Annotated in this window: 15 protein-coding genes and 2 tRNA genes; 10 read left to right on the top strand and 7 right to left on the bottom strand. The window is 66.3% G+C overall.

Annotated features, from left to right (window positions below):
• Positions 1 to 144 precede the first annotated feature (144 nt).
• From IFR23_RS01040 to IFR23_RS01030, 3 genes are all read right to left on the bottom strand, one after another.
• On the bottom strand, positions 145 to 627 hold the full coding sequence (locus IFR23_RS01040; protein ID WP_192974341.1) for a hypothetical protein: 483 nt from the start codon (positions 625 to 627) through the stop codon (positions 145 to 147).
• 4 nt (positions 628 to 631) lie between these two features.
• The gene (locus tag IFR23_RS01035; protein WP_192974340.1) at positions 632 to 2,233 is read right to left on the bottom strand and encodes a carboxyl transferase domain-containing protein; all 1,602 of its coding nucleotides are present in this window, start codon (positions 2,231 to 2,233) and stop codon (positions 632 to 634) included.
• A 148-nt stretch (positions 2,234 to 2,381) separates the two neighbouring features.
• Positions 2,382 to 3,548 (bottom strand): isovaleryl-CoA dehydrogenase, encoded by a 1,167-nt coding sequence (locus IFR23_RS01030; RefSeq protein WP_107961668.1) that lies wholly within the window; start codon positions 3,546 to 3,548, stop codon positions 2,382 to 2,384.
• A 109-nt stretch (positions 3,549 to 3,657) separates the two neighbouring features.
• Between IFR23_RS01030 and IFR23_RS01025 the strand changes: the two genes are divergently transcribed.
• On the top strand, positions 3,658 to 4,551 hold the full coding sequence (locus IFR23_RS01025) for a LysR family transcriptional regulator (RefSeq protein WP_192974339.1): 894 nt from the start codon (positions 3,658 to 3,660) through the stop codon (positions 4,549 to 4,551).
• A gap of 44 nt (positions 4,552 to 4,595) precedes the next feature.
• Here the strand turns inward: IFR23_RS01025 and IFR23_RS01020 are convergent.
• Together IFR23_RS01020 and IFR23_RS01015 are read right to left on the bottom strand one after the other, a co-directional pair.
• Positions 4,596 to 4,671 (bottom strand) — tRNA-Ala (locus IFR23_RS01020).
• 82 nt (positions 4,672 to 4,753) lie between these two features.
• The gene (locus IFR23_RS01015; RefSeq protein ID WP_031395784.1) at positions 4,754 to 5,080 is read right to left on the bottom strand and encodes a TIGR02300 family protein; all 327 of its coding nucleotides are present in this window, start codon (positions 5,078 to 5,080) and stop codon (positions 4,754 to 4,756) included.
• A gap of 99 nt (positions 5,081 to 5,179) precedes the next feature.
• On the opposite strand from IFR23_RS01015, the gene aroA reads away from it, so the two are divergent.
• Positions 5,180 to 6,514, top strand: coding sequence for a 3-phosphoshikimate 1-carboxyvinyltransferase (gene aroA / locus IFR23_RS01010; protein WP_192974338.1), 1,335 nt, complete (start codon positions 5,180 to 5,182; stop codon positions 6,512 to 6,514).
• A 1-nt stretch (position 6,515) separates the two neighbouring features.
• On the top strand, positions 6,516 to 7,154 hold the full coding sequence (gene cmk / locus IFR23_RS01005; RefSeq protein ID WP_056051420.1) for a (d)CMP kinase: 639 nt from the start codon (positions 6,516 to 6,518) through the stop codon (positions 7,152 to 7,154).
• 286 nt (positions 7,155 to 7,440) lie between these two features.
• On the opposite strand, the gene IFR23_RS01000 is transcribed toward cmk, so the two are convergent.
• Positions 7,441 to 7,698 (bottom strand): SemiSWEET family transporter, encoded by a 258-nt coding sequence (locus IFR23_RS01000; protein WP_060526647.1) that lies wholly within the window; start codon positions 7,696 to 7,698, stop codon positions 7,441 to 7,443.
• A 275-nt stretch (positions 7,699 to 7,973) separates the two neighbouring features.
• On the opposite strand from IFR23_RS01000, the gene rpsA reads away from it, so the two are divergent.
• The 5 genes from rpsA to IFR23_RS00975 all read left to right on the top strand — a co-directional run bounded on the left by rpsA (position 7,974) and on the right by IFR23_RS00975 (position 12,254).
• On the top strand, positions 7,974 to 9,692 hold the full coding sequence (rpsA, locus tag IFR23_RS00995; RefSeq protein ID WP_056060414.1) for a 30S ribosomal protein S1: 1,719 nt from the start codon (positions 7,974 to 7,976) through the stop codon (positions 9,690 to 9,692).
• Between the two features lie 160 nt (positions 9,693 to 9,852).
• The gene (gene ihfB / locus IFR23_RS00990; protein WP_192974337.1) at positions 9,853 to 10,131 is read left to right on the top strand and encodes an integration host factor subunit beta; all 279 of its coding nucleotides are present in this window, start codon (positions 9,853 to 9,855) and stop codon (positions 10,129 to 10,131) included.
• 106 nt (positions 10,132 to 10,237) lie between these two features.
• A tRNA-Leu gene (locus tag IFR23_RS00985) sits at positions 10,238 to 10,321 on the top strand.
• Between the two features lie 29 nt (positions 10,322 to 10,350).
• On the top strand, positions 10,351 to 11,823 hold the full coding sequence (locus IFR23_RS00980; RefSeq protein ID WP_244655379.1) for an ABC transporter substrate-binding protein: 1,473 nt from the start codon (positions 10,351 to 10,353) through the stop codon (positions 11,821 to 11,823).
• Between the two features lie 5 nt (positions 11,824 to 11,828).
• Complete coding sequence (locus IFR23_RS00975) at positions 11,829 to 12,254, top strand: DUF4112 domain-containing protein (RefSeq protein WP_192974336.1); 426 nt, start codon at positions 11,829 to 11,831, stop codon at positions 12,252 to 12,254.
• A 37-nt stretch (positions 12,255 to 12,291) separates the two neighbouring features.
• Here IFR23_RS00975 and IFR23_RS00970 read toward each other — a convergent pair whose 3' ends face one another.
• Positions 12,292 to 13,734, bottom strand: a complete 1,443-nt coding sequence (locus tag IFR23_RS00970) for a L,D-transpeptidase family protein (RefSeq protein WP_342344838.1) — start codon at positions 13,732 to 13,734, stop codon at positions 12,292 to 12,294.
• Positions 13,735 to 13,909: 175 nt separating this feature from the next.
• Here IFR23_RS00970 and IFR23_RS00965 point away from each other — a divergent pair, with 175 nt between their 5' ends.
• Positions 13,910 to 14,605 carry an endonuclease/exonuclease/phosphatase family protein gene (locus IFR23_RS00965; protein WP_192974335.1) on the top strand — a complete coding sequence of 232 codons (696 nt, stop codon included), beginning with the start codon at positions 13,910 to 13,912 and terminating at the stop codon, positions 14,603 to 14,605.
• A 36-nt stretch (positions 14,606 to 14,641) separates the two neighbouring features.
• Entirely contained in the window at positions 14,642 to 16,930 is a 2,289-nt protein-coding gene (locus tag IFR23_RS00960; protein WP_192974334.1) for a patatin-like protein, read from the top strand.
• Positions 16,931 to 16,954 lie beyond the last annotated feature (24 nt).

The raw sequence follows: 16,954 nt of genomic DNA, 5'->3' as shown, positions 1-16,954 counted from the left end.
AAGTATAGAAAGTGTAGACGCCCACGCGATGTATACTTCCTGTTGGAAACGGCGGCGCGGGGTCGGGTTTCGACGGACGGGATCGGCTGTTTCAGCATGGCGACCCCGGCATAGGCCGATGCGGGCGGTGTAGGACAGAGCATGTCAGTTCGCGCATCCGGTGGTGCGCGAGGACCAGGTGATGTTGGCGATCTTCCAGCGGCCGGCTTCGCGAACCATGTCGAAATGGTCGGTGCCGCAGTGCGCGACCTTGCCATCGATCGTGAAGACGTAGGGCGACCAGACCATCGCGATATCGCCGTCGATGTCGACCGCGGGATCGGTCAGCCGTTCGGCGTAGCGTTCGGGGCCGGGCTTGATCGTGGCGGCGAACGCTGGCCAGGCCATGCGGCGGACGGTGCGCGTGCCGTCGGCCTTTTCCTCGGCGACGGTGGCGCCGCCGTCCGGGCGGACCTGGGCGAGGATGGCCTGCCCGTCGCGCGCGGCGAGCGCCGCTAAGAGCGCGTCGATCGGGACCATGACGCCGGCTTCCTCGGTTGCGACGGCTGGCGGCAGGCCGGTGCCCTTGACGATCGGCTGGACCGGGGTGATCTGTCCGGCGGCGAGGAGAAGAGACAGCAGGATCATCGGGTTACATCCTGAACACGCCGAACGCGGCGCGTTCGGGGATGGGAGCGTTGAGCGTCGCGGCGAAGGCGAGGCCGAGTACGTCCCGCGTTTGGGCGGGATCGATGATGCCGTCGTCCCACAGCCGCGCGGTGGCGTACCAGGGGTTGCCCTCGTCCTCGTATTTCTGGCGGACGGGCGCCTTGAAGGCTTCGGCTTGGTCGGGCGTCCAGCTGTCCGCGTCGCGGTGGACGGTGGCGAGGACGGAGGCGGCCTGCTCGCCGCCCATCACGCTGATCCGGCTGTTGGGCCAGGTGAACAGGAAGCGCGGCGAATAGGCGCGGCCGCACATGCCGTAATTGCCCGCGCCGAAGCTGCCGCCGATCAATACCGTGATCTTTGGGACAGTCGCGGTGGCAACGGCGGTGACGAGCTTGGCGCCGTGCTTGGCGATGCCTTCCGCCTCGTACTTGCCGCCGACCATGAAGCCAGAGATGTTCTGGAGGAACAGCAGCGGGATGCGGCGCTGGCAGGCGAGCTCGATGAAGTGCGCGCCCTTCTGTGCGCTTTCGCTGAACAGCACGCCGTTGTTGGCGAGGATCGCGACCGGGATGCCCCAGATGTGCGCGAAACCGCAGACGAGCGAGGTGCCGTAGAGCGCCTTGAACTCGTGGAACTCGCTGCCGTCGACGAGGCGCGCGATGACTTCGTGGACGTCGTAGGGCGCGCGGACGTCGCTGGGGACGATGCCGTACAGCTCTTCGGGGGCGAACTTCGGCGGTCTGGGTTGCTGGAGGTTCACCGCGGTTTGCGCCTGGGGTTGCAGCGTCGAGACGATGTCGCGGACGATCGTCAGCGCGTGCTCGTCGTTCTCGGCGACGTGATCGACCACGCCTGATCGGCGACCGTGCGTGTCGGCACCACCCAGTTCCTCCGCCGAGATGACCTCGCCGGTCGCGGCCTTTACGAGGGGTGGGCCTGCGAGGAAGATCGTCCCCTGCCCGCGGACGATGATCGTCTCGTCGGACATCGCGGGCACATACGCGCCGCCCGCGGTGCAGCTCCCCATGACGCAGGCGATCTGCGGGATGCCGAGCGCGGACATGGTGGCCTGGTTGAAGAAGATGCGACCGAAATGATCGCGGTCGGGGAAGACCTCCGCCTGGTGCGGCAGGTTGGCGCCGCCGCTGTCGACGAGGTAGATGCAGGGGAGGCGGTTTTCCTGCGCGATCTCCTGCGCGCGGAGGTGTTTCTTGACGGTGAGCGGGTAGTAGGTGCCGCCCTTCACGGTCGCGTCGTTGCAGACGATCATGCACTGGCGACCGGAGACGCGGCCGATGCCAATGATCAGGCCGGCGCCGGGGACTTCGTCGTCGTACAGGCCGTTGGCGACGAGCTGGCCGATTTCGAGGAAGGGCGAGCCTGGGTCGAGCAGGCGTTCGACGCGGTCGCGTGGGAGGAGCTTGCCGCGCGACGTGTGGCGCTCGCGGGACTTGGCGTTGCCGCCTAGCCCGGTGCGGGCGACGTCTTCGCGGAGGGTTTCGGCGAGTGCGCGATTGTGGGTCGCGTTGGCGCCGAAGGTTTCGCTGTCGGGGGATAGCGCGGAGGTGAGTACGGGCGCGGTCATGCCAATCCTCCCCGGCACGGGGAGGGGGACCGTTCGTCCGCTTGGGCGAAGGGTGGAGGGGGGCTTCCGCCGGCGTTGCGCGCGGGGTGAGCCCCCTCCACCGCTGCGCGGTCCCCCTCCCCGTGCCGGGGAGGATTTGCGGTGGCCATCACTGCGCCACCTTCGGAGCGGCTCCGATGAGTTCTCTGCCGATCAGCATCCGGCGAATCTCGTTCGTCCCGGCGCCGATGTCGAGCAACTTCGCGTCGCGCATGAACCGCTCCACAGGCCAGTCCTTGGTGTACCCTGCCCCACCCAGCGCCTGGATCGATTCGAGCGAGACCTTCACCGCGCTCTCGCTCGCCAGCAGGATCGCGCCTGCCGCGTCGAACCGCGTGGTCTTGCCCGCATCGCACGACTTCGCCACCGCATAGACGTACGCGCGCGCCGAACTCAGCGCGACGTACATGTCGGCGACCTTCGCCTGGATCAGCTGGAACTGGCCGATCGCCGTCCCGAACTGCTTCCGTTCGCGCACATAGGGGATCACGACGTCGAGGCAGGCCTGCATGATGCCGAGCTGGATGCCCGCGAGCACCGCGCGCTCGTAGTCGAGGCCCGACATCAGCACGCCGACGCCGCCATTCTCGGGACCCATGACGTTTTCGAACGGGACCTCGCAATCGGTGAAGACGAGCTCCGCCGTGGGCGAGCCACGCATACCCATCTTGTCGATCTTCTGGCCGATCGCGAAGCCCGGCATGTCCTTCTCGATCAGGAACGCGGTGATCCCGCGCGAACCCTCGCCGGTCTTCGCGTAGACGACCAGCGTGTCGGCATAGGCCGCGTTGGTGATCCAGAACTTCGTGCCGTTGAGGACGTAGCCGGTGTCGGTCTTCACCGCCTTGAGCTTCATCGAGACGACGTCGGAGCCGGCGCCCGCCTCGGACATGGCGAGGCTGCCGACATGCTCGCCCGACACGAGTTTGGGGAGATACTTCGCCTTCTGCTCGGGATTGCCCCAGCGGCGGATCTGGTTGACGCACAGGTTCGAGTGCGCGCCGTAGCTGAGCCCGATCGAGGCGGACGCGCGCGAGACTTCCTCGACCGCGACGACATGCTCGAGATAGCCTAGGCCGAGGCCGCCAAACTCCTCCTCGACGGTGATGCCGTGCAGCCCCAGTTCGCCCATCGCCGGCCACAGTTCGCGCGGGAACCAGTCGTCGGCGTCGATCTTCGCGGCCAGCGGCGCGATCTTGTCGGTGGCGAAGCGGTGCGTGCTCTCGCGGATCATGTCCGCGGATTCGCCGAGCGCGAAATCGAAATCGGGTATCATTGCAGCCTCTCCAGACCTTGCGTTGCTGGCATGATACTCGGTCGCGGCCCTCCAGAGAAATTGATACGACCGAACACATGCGATAGATCGTGTCTATGGTCGTACCGCGATGATCGAACGCTATGTGTTGCGCTATTTCCTGGCGGTCGTCGACCAGGGCAATTTCACGCGTGCCGCCGCGCAGTGCCGGATCTCGCAGCCTACGCTGTCGGTCGGCATCGCCAAACTCGAGGCATCGCTCGGGCAGACGCTGTTCCTGCGGACCAACCGGCGGATCGAACTTACCCCCTCGGGCACGCGGTTCGCGGTGCACGCGCGTCGGATCGAAGCCGAGTTCGCCGCCGCTGAGCGGGATTTGCAGGACACGGCTCCGACCAAGCTCGTCCGGCTCGGGATCGCGACGACGTTGCCGCCGTCCAGGATCGCGGCCGCGCTGGGCCAGGCGCGACGGGCCTCCACTACCGAACGCCTCGAAGTGGTCGAGGGACGGAGCAGCGAACTCGTCGCGCTGCTCGATCGCGGGCGGATCGACGTGATGCTCGGCGCGATCGGCGACGACGCGCGCGGTCGCGTGCTGTTCGAGGAAGGCTTCGCGGTCGCGGTGGCGAACGATCACCGACTGGCCGGACGCGCCACGCTCGCGGTCGCCGACGTCGCGGAGGAAACGATGATCGTCCGCCGCCACTGCGAAGCGCTGGCCGAAACGAGCCGCTTCTTCACCGCCCGAGGCGTGCGCCCCTTCATGGCCGCCCGCACCGTCAGCGACGACCGCGCACTGACCTATGTCCGTGCAGGGCTGGGAATGACGGTCATGCCCTTGAGTTTTGCGAGCGAAGGCATCGCGATGATTCGGTTGACGGGCTTCGATCCGACGCGGCGCGTAGGTGTGCTGGTGGCGAGCGATTCCGCCTCGCGCATCGAGGGAAGCGTCATGGTCGCGGCGATCGAGGAGACGTTCAGGGACCTGCACGCGGCGGGGGCCGGTGCCGACGATCTCGACTGACGCTATGTAAAAAGGTGTCCCGGCGGACCGGTCATCAACGGAAATGGTGGAGCCGAGGGGGATCGAACCCCTGACCTTTCGCATGCCATGCGAACGCTCTCCCAGCTGAGCTACGGCCCCATTCCCGTTGGGAGGCGGGTCACTAACCGGACCCGCCCGGGTTGGCAAGCGGCGTAAATGCCACCTGCCAAATTTATTCTGATTAACGCTCGTGCTCGTCCTGCGGCGTCTCGACGCCGAGGTCGTCGTCGCCGCCGAGATCGACTTCGTCGTCCGCCGACGGCTCTTCGTCCTCGCCGGTGATCGAGGCGATGTCCTCTTCCTCGTCACCCTCGAGATCCGCGTCGGGCTTCTTGGTGTCGGGCTTGGCGACCTCGAACGGCAGCGGCTGCTTCGACTTCAGGATGGGCTCGGGCTCCCACGCATACCCGCATTCGATGCAGGTCACGGGGTCGGCTTTTTCGAGGTCGTAGAAACGCGTCGCGCATTTCGGGCACGAACGCTTCGTGCCCCATTCCGGCTTGATCATGCCGATAGAACCTTTCGGATGAATGGATTGCGGGGGGATACCCTCGCAAAGTGGGCGCGCCTTGCCATAGCGCAAGGCCACTGTCAAAAGCCCGGCCCCATGGCACACCCCCTCCCCACTTCGATGGACGTCGTCGCGCGCGGTCCCCTGACCGGTTCGATCGCGGTCCCCGGCGACAAGTCGATCAGTCACCGCGCCTTGATGTTCGCGAGCCTGGCGGTTGGCACCAGCCGGATCGAGGGGCTGCTGGAGGGCGAGGACGTGCTCGCCACCGCGGCCGCGATGCGCGCGATGGGCGCGACGATCGAGCGTGGCGAGGACGGCATCTGGGTGGTGGACGGCGTCGGGGTCGGCGGATTGCTCCAGCCCGAGACCGCGCTGGAAATGGGCAATTCGGGGACGTCGACGCGGTTGCTGATGGGCCTCGTGTCGAGCCATCCGATTACCTGTACCTTTACGGGCGACGCGTCGCTGTCGGGGCGACCGATGGGGCGCGTGATCGAGCCGCTGTCGCAGATGGGAGCGGACATCACGTCGTCGCCGGGCGGGCGGCTTCCGTTGATGGTGCGCGGGATCTGCCCGGCGGTGCCGATCGAATACACGCTGCCGGTCGCGTCGGCGCAGGTGAAGTCGGCGATCCTGCTGGCGGGGCTGAACACGCCGGGGATCACGCGGGTGATCGAGCCGGTCGCGACGCGCGATCACAGCGAGCGGATGCTGACCGGGTTCGGCGCGAAGCTGACCGTCGAGGAGACGAACCAGGGCCGCGTCATATCGATCACGGGCGAAGCGGACCTGAAGCCGCAGGATATCGTCGTGCCGGGCGATCCATCGTCGTCGGCGTTCTGGCTGGTCGCGGCGTCGATCGTGCCGGGATCGGACATCGTCGTGCGTAACGTCGGGCTGAACCCGACGCGGATCGGGATCGTCACGGCTTTGCGGATGATGGGCGCGGATATTACCGAGCTCGATCCGCGCACCGTTGGCGGCGAGCCGGTCGCCGACCTGCGGGTGCGGCATGCACCGCTGACCGCGATCGAGGTGCCGGCCGATCTCGCGCCGAGTATGATCGACGAATATCCGGTGCTGTTCGTGGCCGCTGCCTTCGCGACTGGGACGACGATCGCGCGCGGCGCTCACGAGTTGCGGGTCAAGGAATCGGACCGGATCACGACGATGCGGATCGCGCTCGAAGCCTGCGGGGTGGCTTGCGAAGAGTATGAGGACGGCATGGCGATCACCGGGTCGGGCGGCGCGGCGATTCGCGGTGACGCTCGGATCGCCTCGAAACTCGACCACCGCATCGCAATGAGCATGGTGGTGGCTGGACTTGGGAGCCGCGAGCCCGTCACGATCGATGATGTATCGCCGGTGGCGACGAGCTATCCCGTGTTCTTCCGGTCGCTCGATGCGCTTACCGGCCGGGGGAATTAAGATGATCATCGCAGTCGACGGTCCGGCGGCATCGGGCAAGGGCACCATCGCGCGTGCCTTGGCCAAACATTACAAGCTGCCGTATCTCGATACCGGGCTGTTGTACCGCGCGGTCGCGTTGAGCGTGGCGCGTATGGGGCTCGATCCGGAGACCGAGGCCGACGCGGTGGCGGCGTGCGATTTCAGCGATGCGCTGTTGAGCGATCCGGCGTTGCGTGACGACGATATCGGCGCGCTTGCGTCGGTGGTTTCGGCGCATCCGCTGGTCCGCGCGGCGTTGCTGCACCGCCAGAAGCGGTTCGCGGCGCAGGAGGGCGGCGCGATTCTCGACGGGCGCGATATCGGTACCGTGATCGCGCCGGATGCGGACGCCAAGCTGTTCGTGAAGGCCACGCCGAATATTCGGGCGCAGCGGCGGCATGCGGAGTTGCAGGCTCGGGGCGGGACGGCGAGCAAGGATCGGGTTCTGGCGGATATTCGGGCTCGGGATGCTCGGGATAGTGGGCGGTCTACTGCGCCGCTGGTTATGGCGGCGGATGCTGCGTTGCTGGATACTAGTTTTTTGTCGATCGAGGCTTCGGTGCAGAGGGCGGTTGCGTTGGTTGAGGCGCAGCGGGCGAAGAAGGCTGCTTCGGTTTAGGGCCTTCGTCCACGCCTTACCAACCAGAAGGCTCCACCCCGGCGAAGGCCGGGGCCCAGGTGGAAAGGTCGCAGTAACAGCGGACCATCGTTCGTTAGCAACGTCCCCCAACTGGGCCCCGGCCTTCGCCGGGGTGGTTGCTCTGTTGGGGTGAGCTAACGCGCTCAATATTGTTTCCCCGCGAAGGCGGGGACCCAGACTGGGCTCCCGCCTTCGGGGGAGAACAAGGAAGCTGGCGCTATCGCCAGTTTCGATCCCCGCCGCGGACAGCGCCGTTACCCCTGCCCTAAAGCGCAGTGACCAGCGCCACCGCCCCGAACACCACCCCCGGCGCATTCGCCACGACGATCGGCCAGTCCCGCTTGTCCTTGAGAAACCCATACCCGACCCACAGCGCGCAATTCACCATCGTCGCGAAGGGCTGGACCACCGACCCCTTCTGACCCGACAGGTTCAGCATGATCTGGTCGATGTACGACAGGTACATCACGATCGCCGTCACGGTGGCGACCCAGCCCAGCACGAGAATGCCGCGTTCGTTCAAATCTTCGCTCCTGTTGTGAGCGGCCCCTAACGAAGCAGCGGCGAACTTGCTCCGAGACGGGGTTTCGGCTATACGGAACCGTCCGGCGAGCGATGCTCGTGGAGGAAGGCGCGGAGACCCTCGAGTCTCACGCGCCGTTTTCGCATTCAGCGTCTACGTCCTCCGCGCCTCGTGCCGTCCGGATGCTGCGCCGGCGTTCGGTCGTCGCGGCAACGAAGGCCAAGACCAGCGGACCCAACCGCTTGGCCGGAAACAGACTAGGATTACTGAATTCTATGGCAACCCAGGTAATGCCGACCCGCGACGATTTCGCGGCGATGCTGAACGAAACGCTCGGCGACGCCGACAGCTTCGAGGGCCGCGTGGTGCATGGCACCGTGACCGGCATCGAGAACGACATGGCCGTCATCGACGTCGGTCTGAAGTCGGAAGGCCGCGTGCCGCTTCGCGAATTCGCAGCGCCGGGCCAGAAGGCTGACCTCAAGGTCGGCGACGAAGTCGAAGTCTATGTCGACCGTGTCGAGAACGTCCACGGCGAAGCGATGCTCAGCCGCGATCGCGCCCGTCGCGAAGCCGCATGGGACAAGCTGGAAACCGAATTCTCCAAGACGACCCGCGTCGAAGGCGTGATCTTCGGCCGCGTGAAGGGTGGCTTCACCGTCGACCTGAACGGCGCCGTCGCGTTCCTGCCCGGCTCGCAGGTCGATATCCGCCCCGTGCGCGATGTCACCCCGCTGATGGATATCCCCCAGCCGTTCCAGATCCTGAAGATGGACCGCAAGCGCGGCAACATCGTCGTGTCGCGTCGCGCCGTTCTCGAAGAGACGCGCGCAGAGCAGCGTTCGGGCCTGATCCTCAGCCTGGCCGAGGGCCAGATCATCGACGGCGTCGTCAAGAACATCACCGATTATGGTGCGTTCGTCGACCTCGGCGGCATCGATGGCCTGCTCCACGTCACCGATCTCAGCTACAAGCGCGTCGGTCACCCGAGCGAAGTCCTGAACATCGGCGACACCGTCAAGGTGCAGATCATCCGCATCAACAAGGACACCCAGCGCATCAGCCTCGGCATGAAGCAGCTGGAGAGCGATCCCTGGGATGGCGCGATGGTCAAGTACCCGGTCGGCGCGAAGCTCACCGGCCGCGTCACGAACATCACCGAATATGGTGCGTTCGTCGAGCTGGAAGCGGGCATCGAAGGCCTCGTCCACGTGTCGGAAATGTCCTGGACCAAGAAGAACGTCCATCCGGGCAAGATCGTGTCGACCTCGCAGGAAGTCGACGTCATGGTCCTCGAAGTCGATTCCGAGAAGCGTCGCATCTCGCTCGGCCTCAAGCAGGCTCAGGCCAATCCCTGGGAGGCATTCGCTGCCGCTCATCCGATCGGTTCGACCGTCGAAGGCGAAGTCAAGAACGCGACCGAGTTCGGTCTGTTCATCGGCCTCGACAACGACGTCGACGGCATGGTCCACATGTCCGACATCGCATGGGGTGTTTCGGGCGAGGACGCGCTCAACCTGCATCGCAAGGGTGAGACCGTCGAGGCCGTCGTGCTCGACATCGACGCCGAGAAGGAGCGTATCTCGCTCGGCATGAAGCAGCTCGAGCGCGGCGGGCCATCGGCCGGTGGCATAGCAGCAGCAGGCGACAAGCTGAACAAGAACGCGATCGTCACCGTGACCGTTCTCGAAGTCCGCGACGCGGGCCTCGAAGTACAGCAGGGCGACGATGGCGCGACCGGCTTCATCAAGCGCACGGATCTGGGTCGCGATCGCGACGAGCAGCGTCCGGAGCGTTTCCAGGTCGGCCAGAAGTTCGACGCGATGGTCACCGGCTTCGATCGTTCGAAGAAGCCGACCTTCTCGATCAAGGCTATGCAGATCTCGGAAGAGAAGCAGGCTGTCGCTCAGTACGGTTCGTCGGACTCCGGCGCGACTCTGGGCAACATCCTGGGCGAGGCTCTCAAGGCCCGCACGGACGCCGAGAAGAAGTAAGCTCAACGGCTTAACGAAGATTTGGCCCGGCATGTCTCGAACATGCCGGGCTTTTTCTTGTCTGAGTGCTTTTGGTTTTTGACTGTCCCCGAATTGGTGCTAATGACTCGCAGATTGACTTGTATCAATTAGTAAGCGCTTTAGATGGGCGGGGGCTCGAATGATCCGATCTGAACTGGTCCTTAAGATCGCTGAGGCGCATCCGGACCTACAGCCTAACGAAGTGGAGCTGATCGTCAGCACCTTCTTCAACGAGATATCGAAGCGACTGGCCGCCGACGGCCGGGTCGAACTGCGCGGTTTCGGCGCATTCTCAACGCGCGCACGCGATGCCCGGACGGGTCGCAACCCGCGAACCGGCGAAGTCGTCGAGGTCGAGGCCAAGCGCGTGCCGTATTTCAAACCCGGCAAGGAAATGCGCTCGCGCCTCAACGTGTGAGCGGTACCAACCCCGAACGCGGCGCGCGCGTCGGGGCAGAGAATATGCGACGCTTCGAGCAAGATGGGTTGACCCTGCGCGCGACCTCGTCTTGTTGGGCCCGTGTGCGGACGTGGCGAAACCGGTAGACGCAGGAGACTTAAAATCTCCCTCCCTAGGAGTGCGGGTTCGAGTCCCGCCGTCCGCACCATTCGAGTTGCCCGGCGTACGCGTCGATTGATGCTCGCCGGCAGCCTGATGCTGGCCGGCTCCACGATGCTGGCCGGATGCGATCGGCGGCCCGATACCGGTGCGGTGATCGTCAGCGCGATCGGATCCGCGCCACGCCTCGCCGACGCCAGCCGCGTCGCGCTCGACACCCCTGCCCGCCTGATGATGGATTCGACCGCGCAAGGGCTCGTCCGGTTCGATGCCGCGGGTCAGATCGAGCCGGGCATCGCCGAGCGCTGGATCGTGATCGACAACGGCATGAGCTACATCTTCCGCCTGCGCGAGGGCGATTGGGGAGACGGCACGCCAGTCACCGCCGAGCAGGTCGTCGCCATGCTCCAGCGCCAGATCGGCGGCGCGATCGCTGCTGGAGGCAGCCACCATGATTCGCGTAACCCGCTGGCGCCATTCCTGACCGCGATCGACGAGATCGTCGTGATGACCCCGCAGGTCATAGAGGTGCGGCTGTCGCGACCTCGCCCGGATCTGCTCAAGCTGTTCGCGCAACCCGAACTCGCCTTGCTCCGACTTCGACCCTCGGGAGGTACCGGGCCGTTCCGGATCGCGCAGCGCGGGCGCGCGCCGCTGTTGCGTCCTGCGTTCGATCCAGGCCAGGCCGATCCCGACGATCAGCGCGGAGCGCGGCCACAAGAGGACGTGCGGCTGATCGGCGAACGCGCCGCCCGCGCCATCGCGCGCTTTGCCAATCGCGACTCCGATCTGGTCAGCGGCGGCAGTTTCGTCGACTGGCCGCTGCTGGCGACCGCGGACGTGGCGCCAGCCAGCGTACGCGTCGACCCTGCGGTCGGCCTGTTCGGGCTGGCGATCGTCCGCCGCGACGGCTTCCTCGCCGATGCCGGCAACCGCGCGGCAGTGTCGGAGGCGATCGATCGGACCGCGCTCACGACGGCGATCGCGTCCGCGTGGGATCCCGCCGACCGCATCCTGCCCGACATCCTCGACTCCGCATCCTTGCCGCAGGTCCCCGCCTGGACGCTGTTGACGCAGGACGAACGCCGCGTCGCCGCGCGACGGCGGGTGGCGGCGTGGACGGGCGGGCCGATCACGGTGCGGATCGCGCTCCCCGTCGGGCCGGGTGCGACATTGCTGTACGCACAGGTCGCCGCCTCGCTGATGGCGATCGGCATCACGCCCGTGCGCGTCGGGATCGACGATGCCGCGGACCTGAAGCTGGTCGATGCGGTCGCGCCCTACGACAGTGCGCGCTGGTATCTCGCCACCGCCTGCGTGACGTGTGGCGATGCCGCACAGGCCGCGCTCGAAGCCGCGCGCGAAGCGCCGACGCTGGCGGAACGCGGCGTGCGGATCGCGGCAGCCGACGCGGCGATGAACGAGGACGTGGCGTTCATCCCGCTGGCCCGCCCGCTGCGCTGGTCGCTGGTCGCTGCCCGGCTTCGCCAGTGGCAGGCCAATAGTCGCGCGTGGCACCCGTTGAACCGGTTGCGCGCCGACACCAACTAGAAGTCATGAACCCACGCGCAACTCGCATAACGCCCGGCATCACCTTCAATGCCCTGCCCATGGGCCGCGACGCCTTGTCCGTCCGCCGCCGCGTCGAAGCGATGGAGCGCGTGATGGAGGGGCTGTTCGTCATCCCCGGCACCAACCGCAAGGTCGGCATGGACGTCATACTCGACATCATACCGTTTGCCGGCAGCACGATCGCCGCCGCGGTCGGCACGTGGATGGCATGGGAAGCCCGCAACATCGGCATGTCGAAGATCCAGATGGCGCGGATGTTCGGCAACATCGGCATCGACTGGGCATTCGGGATGATCCCGTTCGTCGGCGCGATCCCGGACTTCTTCTTCCGCTCGAACACGCGCAACCTGCGGATCATCAAGCGCCATCTCGACAAGCACTACCCGTCGACCACCACGCTGGAGGGGTAAGGCCGCCGGCCCTCCCCTCCTCGATCGATCGGCGGATTTACGGACCGACGTCGGCGTCGCGCGCAGTCGGCTTGTAGGTCGCGCTCGAACCGAGGCCGAGCGCTACGGCGACCCGGTCGTTCCAGCCATAGGGATCGGCGCGGATCACCGGTTCGCCCGCATCGTCGAACAGCACCGTCTGGTACAGCAGCCTGACCGGGATTTCCTTGGGCAGCTTCACGAACGTCTCCTTGCCGGTCGCCCGCGCCTGATTCCACTGATCGGTGACGCCCTCGTCCTTGGCCAGCATCTCGGCGAACCCGAGCGCATCCTCGACGCGAACGCAGCCATGACTGCGCTGGCGCTGAATTTCGGCGAACAGCTGCTTGGCGGGCGTATCGTGGAGGTAGATCGCGTGATCGTTCGTCATGTCGAACTTTACGAGGCCGAGCGAGTTCTTGGGGCCCGACTGCTGGACGAGCCAACCATCCTTCCACGCCAGATTGTTGGCGCGAAGATAGGCGGCCCCCTTGCCCGCCATCTCCTTCTTCTCGACCGACCGCGGCACCGTCCAGGTCGGGTTGGCGACGAGGCGGAAGATCGGCGAACCGAGCTGCGGCGTTTCCTTGTCGGGCTCGCCGACGACGACCTTGCGGCTGTCGACCAGTTTGCCGTCACGCCAGTAGCTCAGCCGGGCGGCGGCGAGGTTGACGTCGATCCGCGTTCCCGGCGCATTGCGATCGAGCCAGCGAAGCCGCTCCATGTTGACCGCGATCGCGCGCGCACGGTCGGCATCGGACAAGTTCAGGATGCCCAGCGCCGCGGTGCCGATCATGCCATCGGGCTTGATCCCGTAATCCGCCTGCATCTTCTTGATCGCGAGGATCATCGCGGGGGTCAGCCGATCGCCCTGCGCCGCCGCACGATCGAGATAATCGAACGCGACGAGCTGCTGTGCGATCGCGGGCACGCGAGGGTCGGCCTGACCCGGCTTGATCGCCTCGCCATTGTCCGGAATGACCTCACCCGCCGGCTGCTCCTGCTTGGGCAATGCGAGATAGGCCTTCGACAGCCGCGCGTAATTGTCGTCCTGTGGCGCGAGGCTCGACAGCCACTTGCCGATATCCCCGGCCTGAAGCGCGGCGGCCAGCCCTTGCGCGACATCCACCTTCGATCGGGGAACGGTGTACACGTCGAACAGCTTGGCGGGGTCCGTCGCGCCTTGCGCCAAAGCCGTGCCGTAGGCGATCGCCGCCTTGGTCAGCGCCGCGTCGCCAGCGCCGGGTTGCGCGCTCGCATCGAAACTCATCCGGTCCAGACCATGGGCACCACGCGCCGCGATCGCCTTGCGCAACTGCTCGGCGGTCGTCTTCGTCCAGCCTGCCGGCTTCGCAGCCGCCGCAGGGACCTGCTGGTTCGCAGCGGTCGTCGTCTTGACCTCGCAGCCCGAAAGCGCAGCCGTCATCGCCAGCAGCGATGCACCGATCGAAACAATACGCACCAAAATTTCCCCCCAATGACCTGACCCGTGGCCTAAGAATGCACAACGCAGCACGCCGGCCCCTGCTCCACCCCACGCATCCTGCTGCGAGATAAAGCCTGGGGCCGGCGCTTTTTCGGTCCGCGAGCCTCATTCTGCAACCCGGATCGCGCCCGTGGCGTTATACGCCGCACGCATGATCAAGGTCGCCAGCTACAATATCCACAAGGGCATCGGGCTCGATCGACGGCGTAACCCCGAGCGCGTGGTCGAGGTGCTGCGCGAGATCGATGCGGACGTGATCGCGTTGCAGGAGGCCGATCGGCGGTTCGGCGCGAAGGCCTGCGTCCTGCCGCACCATCTGCTCGAGGAGCATAGCGACTGGGTGCCGGTCGATTTCGGCCTGCGGTCGCTAAGCATGGGCTGGCACGGCAACGTCATTCTCGTCCGCAAGTCTGCAAAGGTCGTCGACGGCGAGGCGATCCATCTGCCGGCACTCGAACCGCGCGGCGCGGTAATGGCCGACGTGCGGCTCGCGGAGGATACGATCCGCGTACTCGGCATGCACCTGGATCTGTCAGGGCTTTGGCGGCGCAAGCAGGCGGCGGCGATCCTGAACCATGTCGATACCTGCGCGCATCGTCATCCGACCGTGTTGATGGGCGACCTGAACGAATGGAGTGCGGGTGCCGGCTGCTTGCGCGATTTCGGACGCGACTATGCGTTTGCCGAAACCGGTGCGAGTTTTCATTCGCGGCGCGCGGTCGCACGGCTCGACCGCATCATGGTGTCGCGGGACCTCAAGATCGTCGATTGCGGCGTGCACGCCAGCGCGGCAGCGCGCAAAGCGTCGGATCATCTACCGATCTGGGCTATGCTGGAGCCCGTATAATCGAACACCGACGAGCAGACGGGACGAGGATCTAGAATGCGCGAGAAAGAACTGCGCCTCGCGCTCGTCTGCTATGGCGGGATCAGCCTGGCAGTCTACATGCACGGCATCACCAAGGAAATCTGGCGGCTGGTCTGCGCGAGCCGCGCGTTCCACGACGGCGAAACCCCGAAGGGCGGCAGCGAGGGCGTCTATCACGCGCTGCTCCAGGAGATCGAAGAGCATGCATCGATCCGCGTGCGCGTGCTCGCCGACATCATCGCTGGCGCCAGTGCGGGCGGTATCAACGGCATCTTCCTCGCGCAGGCGATCGCGACCGGGCAGAGCCTCGATCCGCTGACCGACCTCTGGATGACGTCGGCGGACGTCGAGGCGCTGATCGATACCGAGGCGGCACCCAAGTCGCGATTCTCGAAGGCCTGGGCGATGCCGCTGGCGTGGATGGCGGCAGGGCGCAGCACCGACAAGGTCGAGGCGCTCGACGAGCCGACGCGCGAGGAGGTGCGGACCAAGCTGTCGCACTTCATCCGATCGCGCTGGTTCGAGCCGCCGTTCGGGGGGAAGACCTTCACCAACCTGCTGCTCGACGCGTTCGATGCGATGGCGGCGAGCGAACGCGGACCGCGGCTGTTGCCGCCGGGCCAGCCGCTCGACCTGTTCGTGACGGTGACGGATTTTTCGGGCCATCCGGAACGGTTGCAGCTCAACTCCCCGCCCGAAGTGGTCGAGACCGAACACCGCCTGGTCGTCGATTTCACGGATAATGGCGGCGTTTGCGATACCCTGGCGCCTGCTGGCGAACTCGCCTTTGCGGCGCGGGCGACGTCGAGTTTTCCGGGCGCGTTCCCGCCGTTCACGGTGGCCGAACTCGACGGCGTGCTGAAGGATCGCAACATCGCCTGGCCCGAACGCCGCGACTTCCTTGCGCGCGTCCTGCCCCGCCATACCGCTGCCAACGCCGCCGAGACCGCCGTGCTGATCGATGGCTCGGTGCTCGCCAACGCGCCGTTCCGACCGGCGCTGGATGCGCTGAAGGAACGCCCTGCACGCCGTCAGATCGATCGGCGCTTCATCTACATAGACCCCTCCCCCGGCATCAAGCTCCGGCTCAATCGCGGCGAAGGCACGCCGGGGTTCTTCCAGACGATCATCGGCGCGATCAGCGACATTCCCCGCCAGCAGCCGATCCGCGACAATCTGGAGGCGATCGCCGAACGCTCGGCGCGGATCGACCGGATGCGCGGGATCCTGACCGCGATCCGCCCCGAGGTGGAGGCGGACGTCGAATCACTGTTCGGCCACACATTGTTCCTCGACCGGCCGACCGCGCCACGGCTGATCGCATGGCGGCGGCGTGCGCAGAAGGCGGCCGCCGTAAGTTCCGGCTATGGCTTCGTCGCGTACGGCCATCTGAAACGCAGCGCGGTGATCGAGACGCTGGCGTTGCTGTTGTTCGATGCCGGAGAGCACCACCGGCCCCGGCGGCTGGCACAGATCCGGGCGGCGATCGTCGCGCACGTCGCTGCGTCGGGCGCCGACCTGCTCGGTTCGGGGCACGCGGGCGGGGCAAGCACTGCGTCGATCGCGTTCTTGCGAACCTTCGACATCGGCTTTCGCATCCGCCGGCTGCGGCTGATGGCGCGGCGCCTGTCGGAGGTGGAAACGGCCGCCGACGAGCCCGAGCTGGGGCCGATGCGCGACGCGATCTACGAGTCGCTGTCTCCCTACCTCGATCGTCTGCGGGGCGAGATGCACGTCGGGCTGCACGACGCGGTGCGCGCCATGAGAGGCGACGCCACCGCCGTACTGGAAACGCTCGGCAGGACGTTCGATCTGGACCGGCTCGATGCGGAGACCGACCTGCGGCTGGCGGAGGCGTTCGCCGCACTCGCGAAGCCTGCACGGCGGACGCTGTTGCTCGCCTATCTCGGCTTCCCGTATTTCGACACGGCGACCCTGCCGCTGCTGCAAGGCGAAGGCCTCGACGAGTTCGACCCGATCAAGGTCGACCGGATCGCGCCCGACGATGCGACCTCGATCCGCTCGGGTGGAGCCGAGACGACGCTGAAGGGCATCCAGTTCGGCACGTTCGGCGCGTTCTTCAGTCGCGCCTACCGCGAGAATGATTATCTCTGGGGGCGCCTCCACGGGGCCGAGCGCATGATCGACATCACCGTCTCGACATTGCCGCAGACGGTGCGGATGAAGCCCGGCCGCGTTGCCGCGATCAAGCGTTCCGCGTTCCTGGCGATCCTCGACGTGGAGGAGCCGAGGCTGACCACGATACTGCCGCTGATCGCGCAGTTGCGGACCGAAATCGGCTGACGGCCGCACTTCTTCGGCATGAGA

This window comes from Sphingomonas sp. CFBP 13603, from assembly GCF_014892665.1.
Classification (GTDB): Bacteria; Pseudomonadota; Alphaproteobacteria; order Sphingomonadales; family Sphingomonadaceae; genus Sphingomonas.
This window is presented reverse-complemented; position numbering and strand designations above follow the sequence as displayed.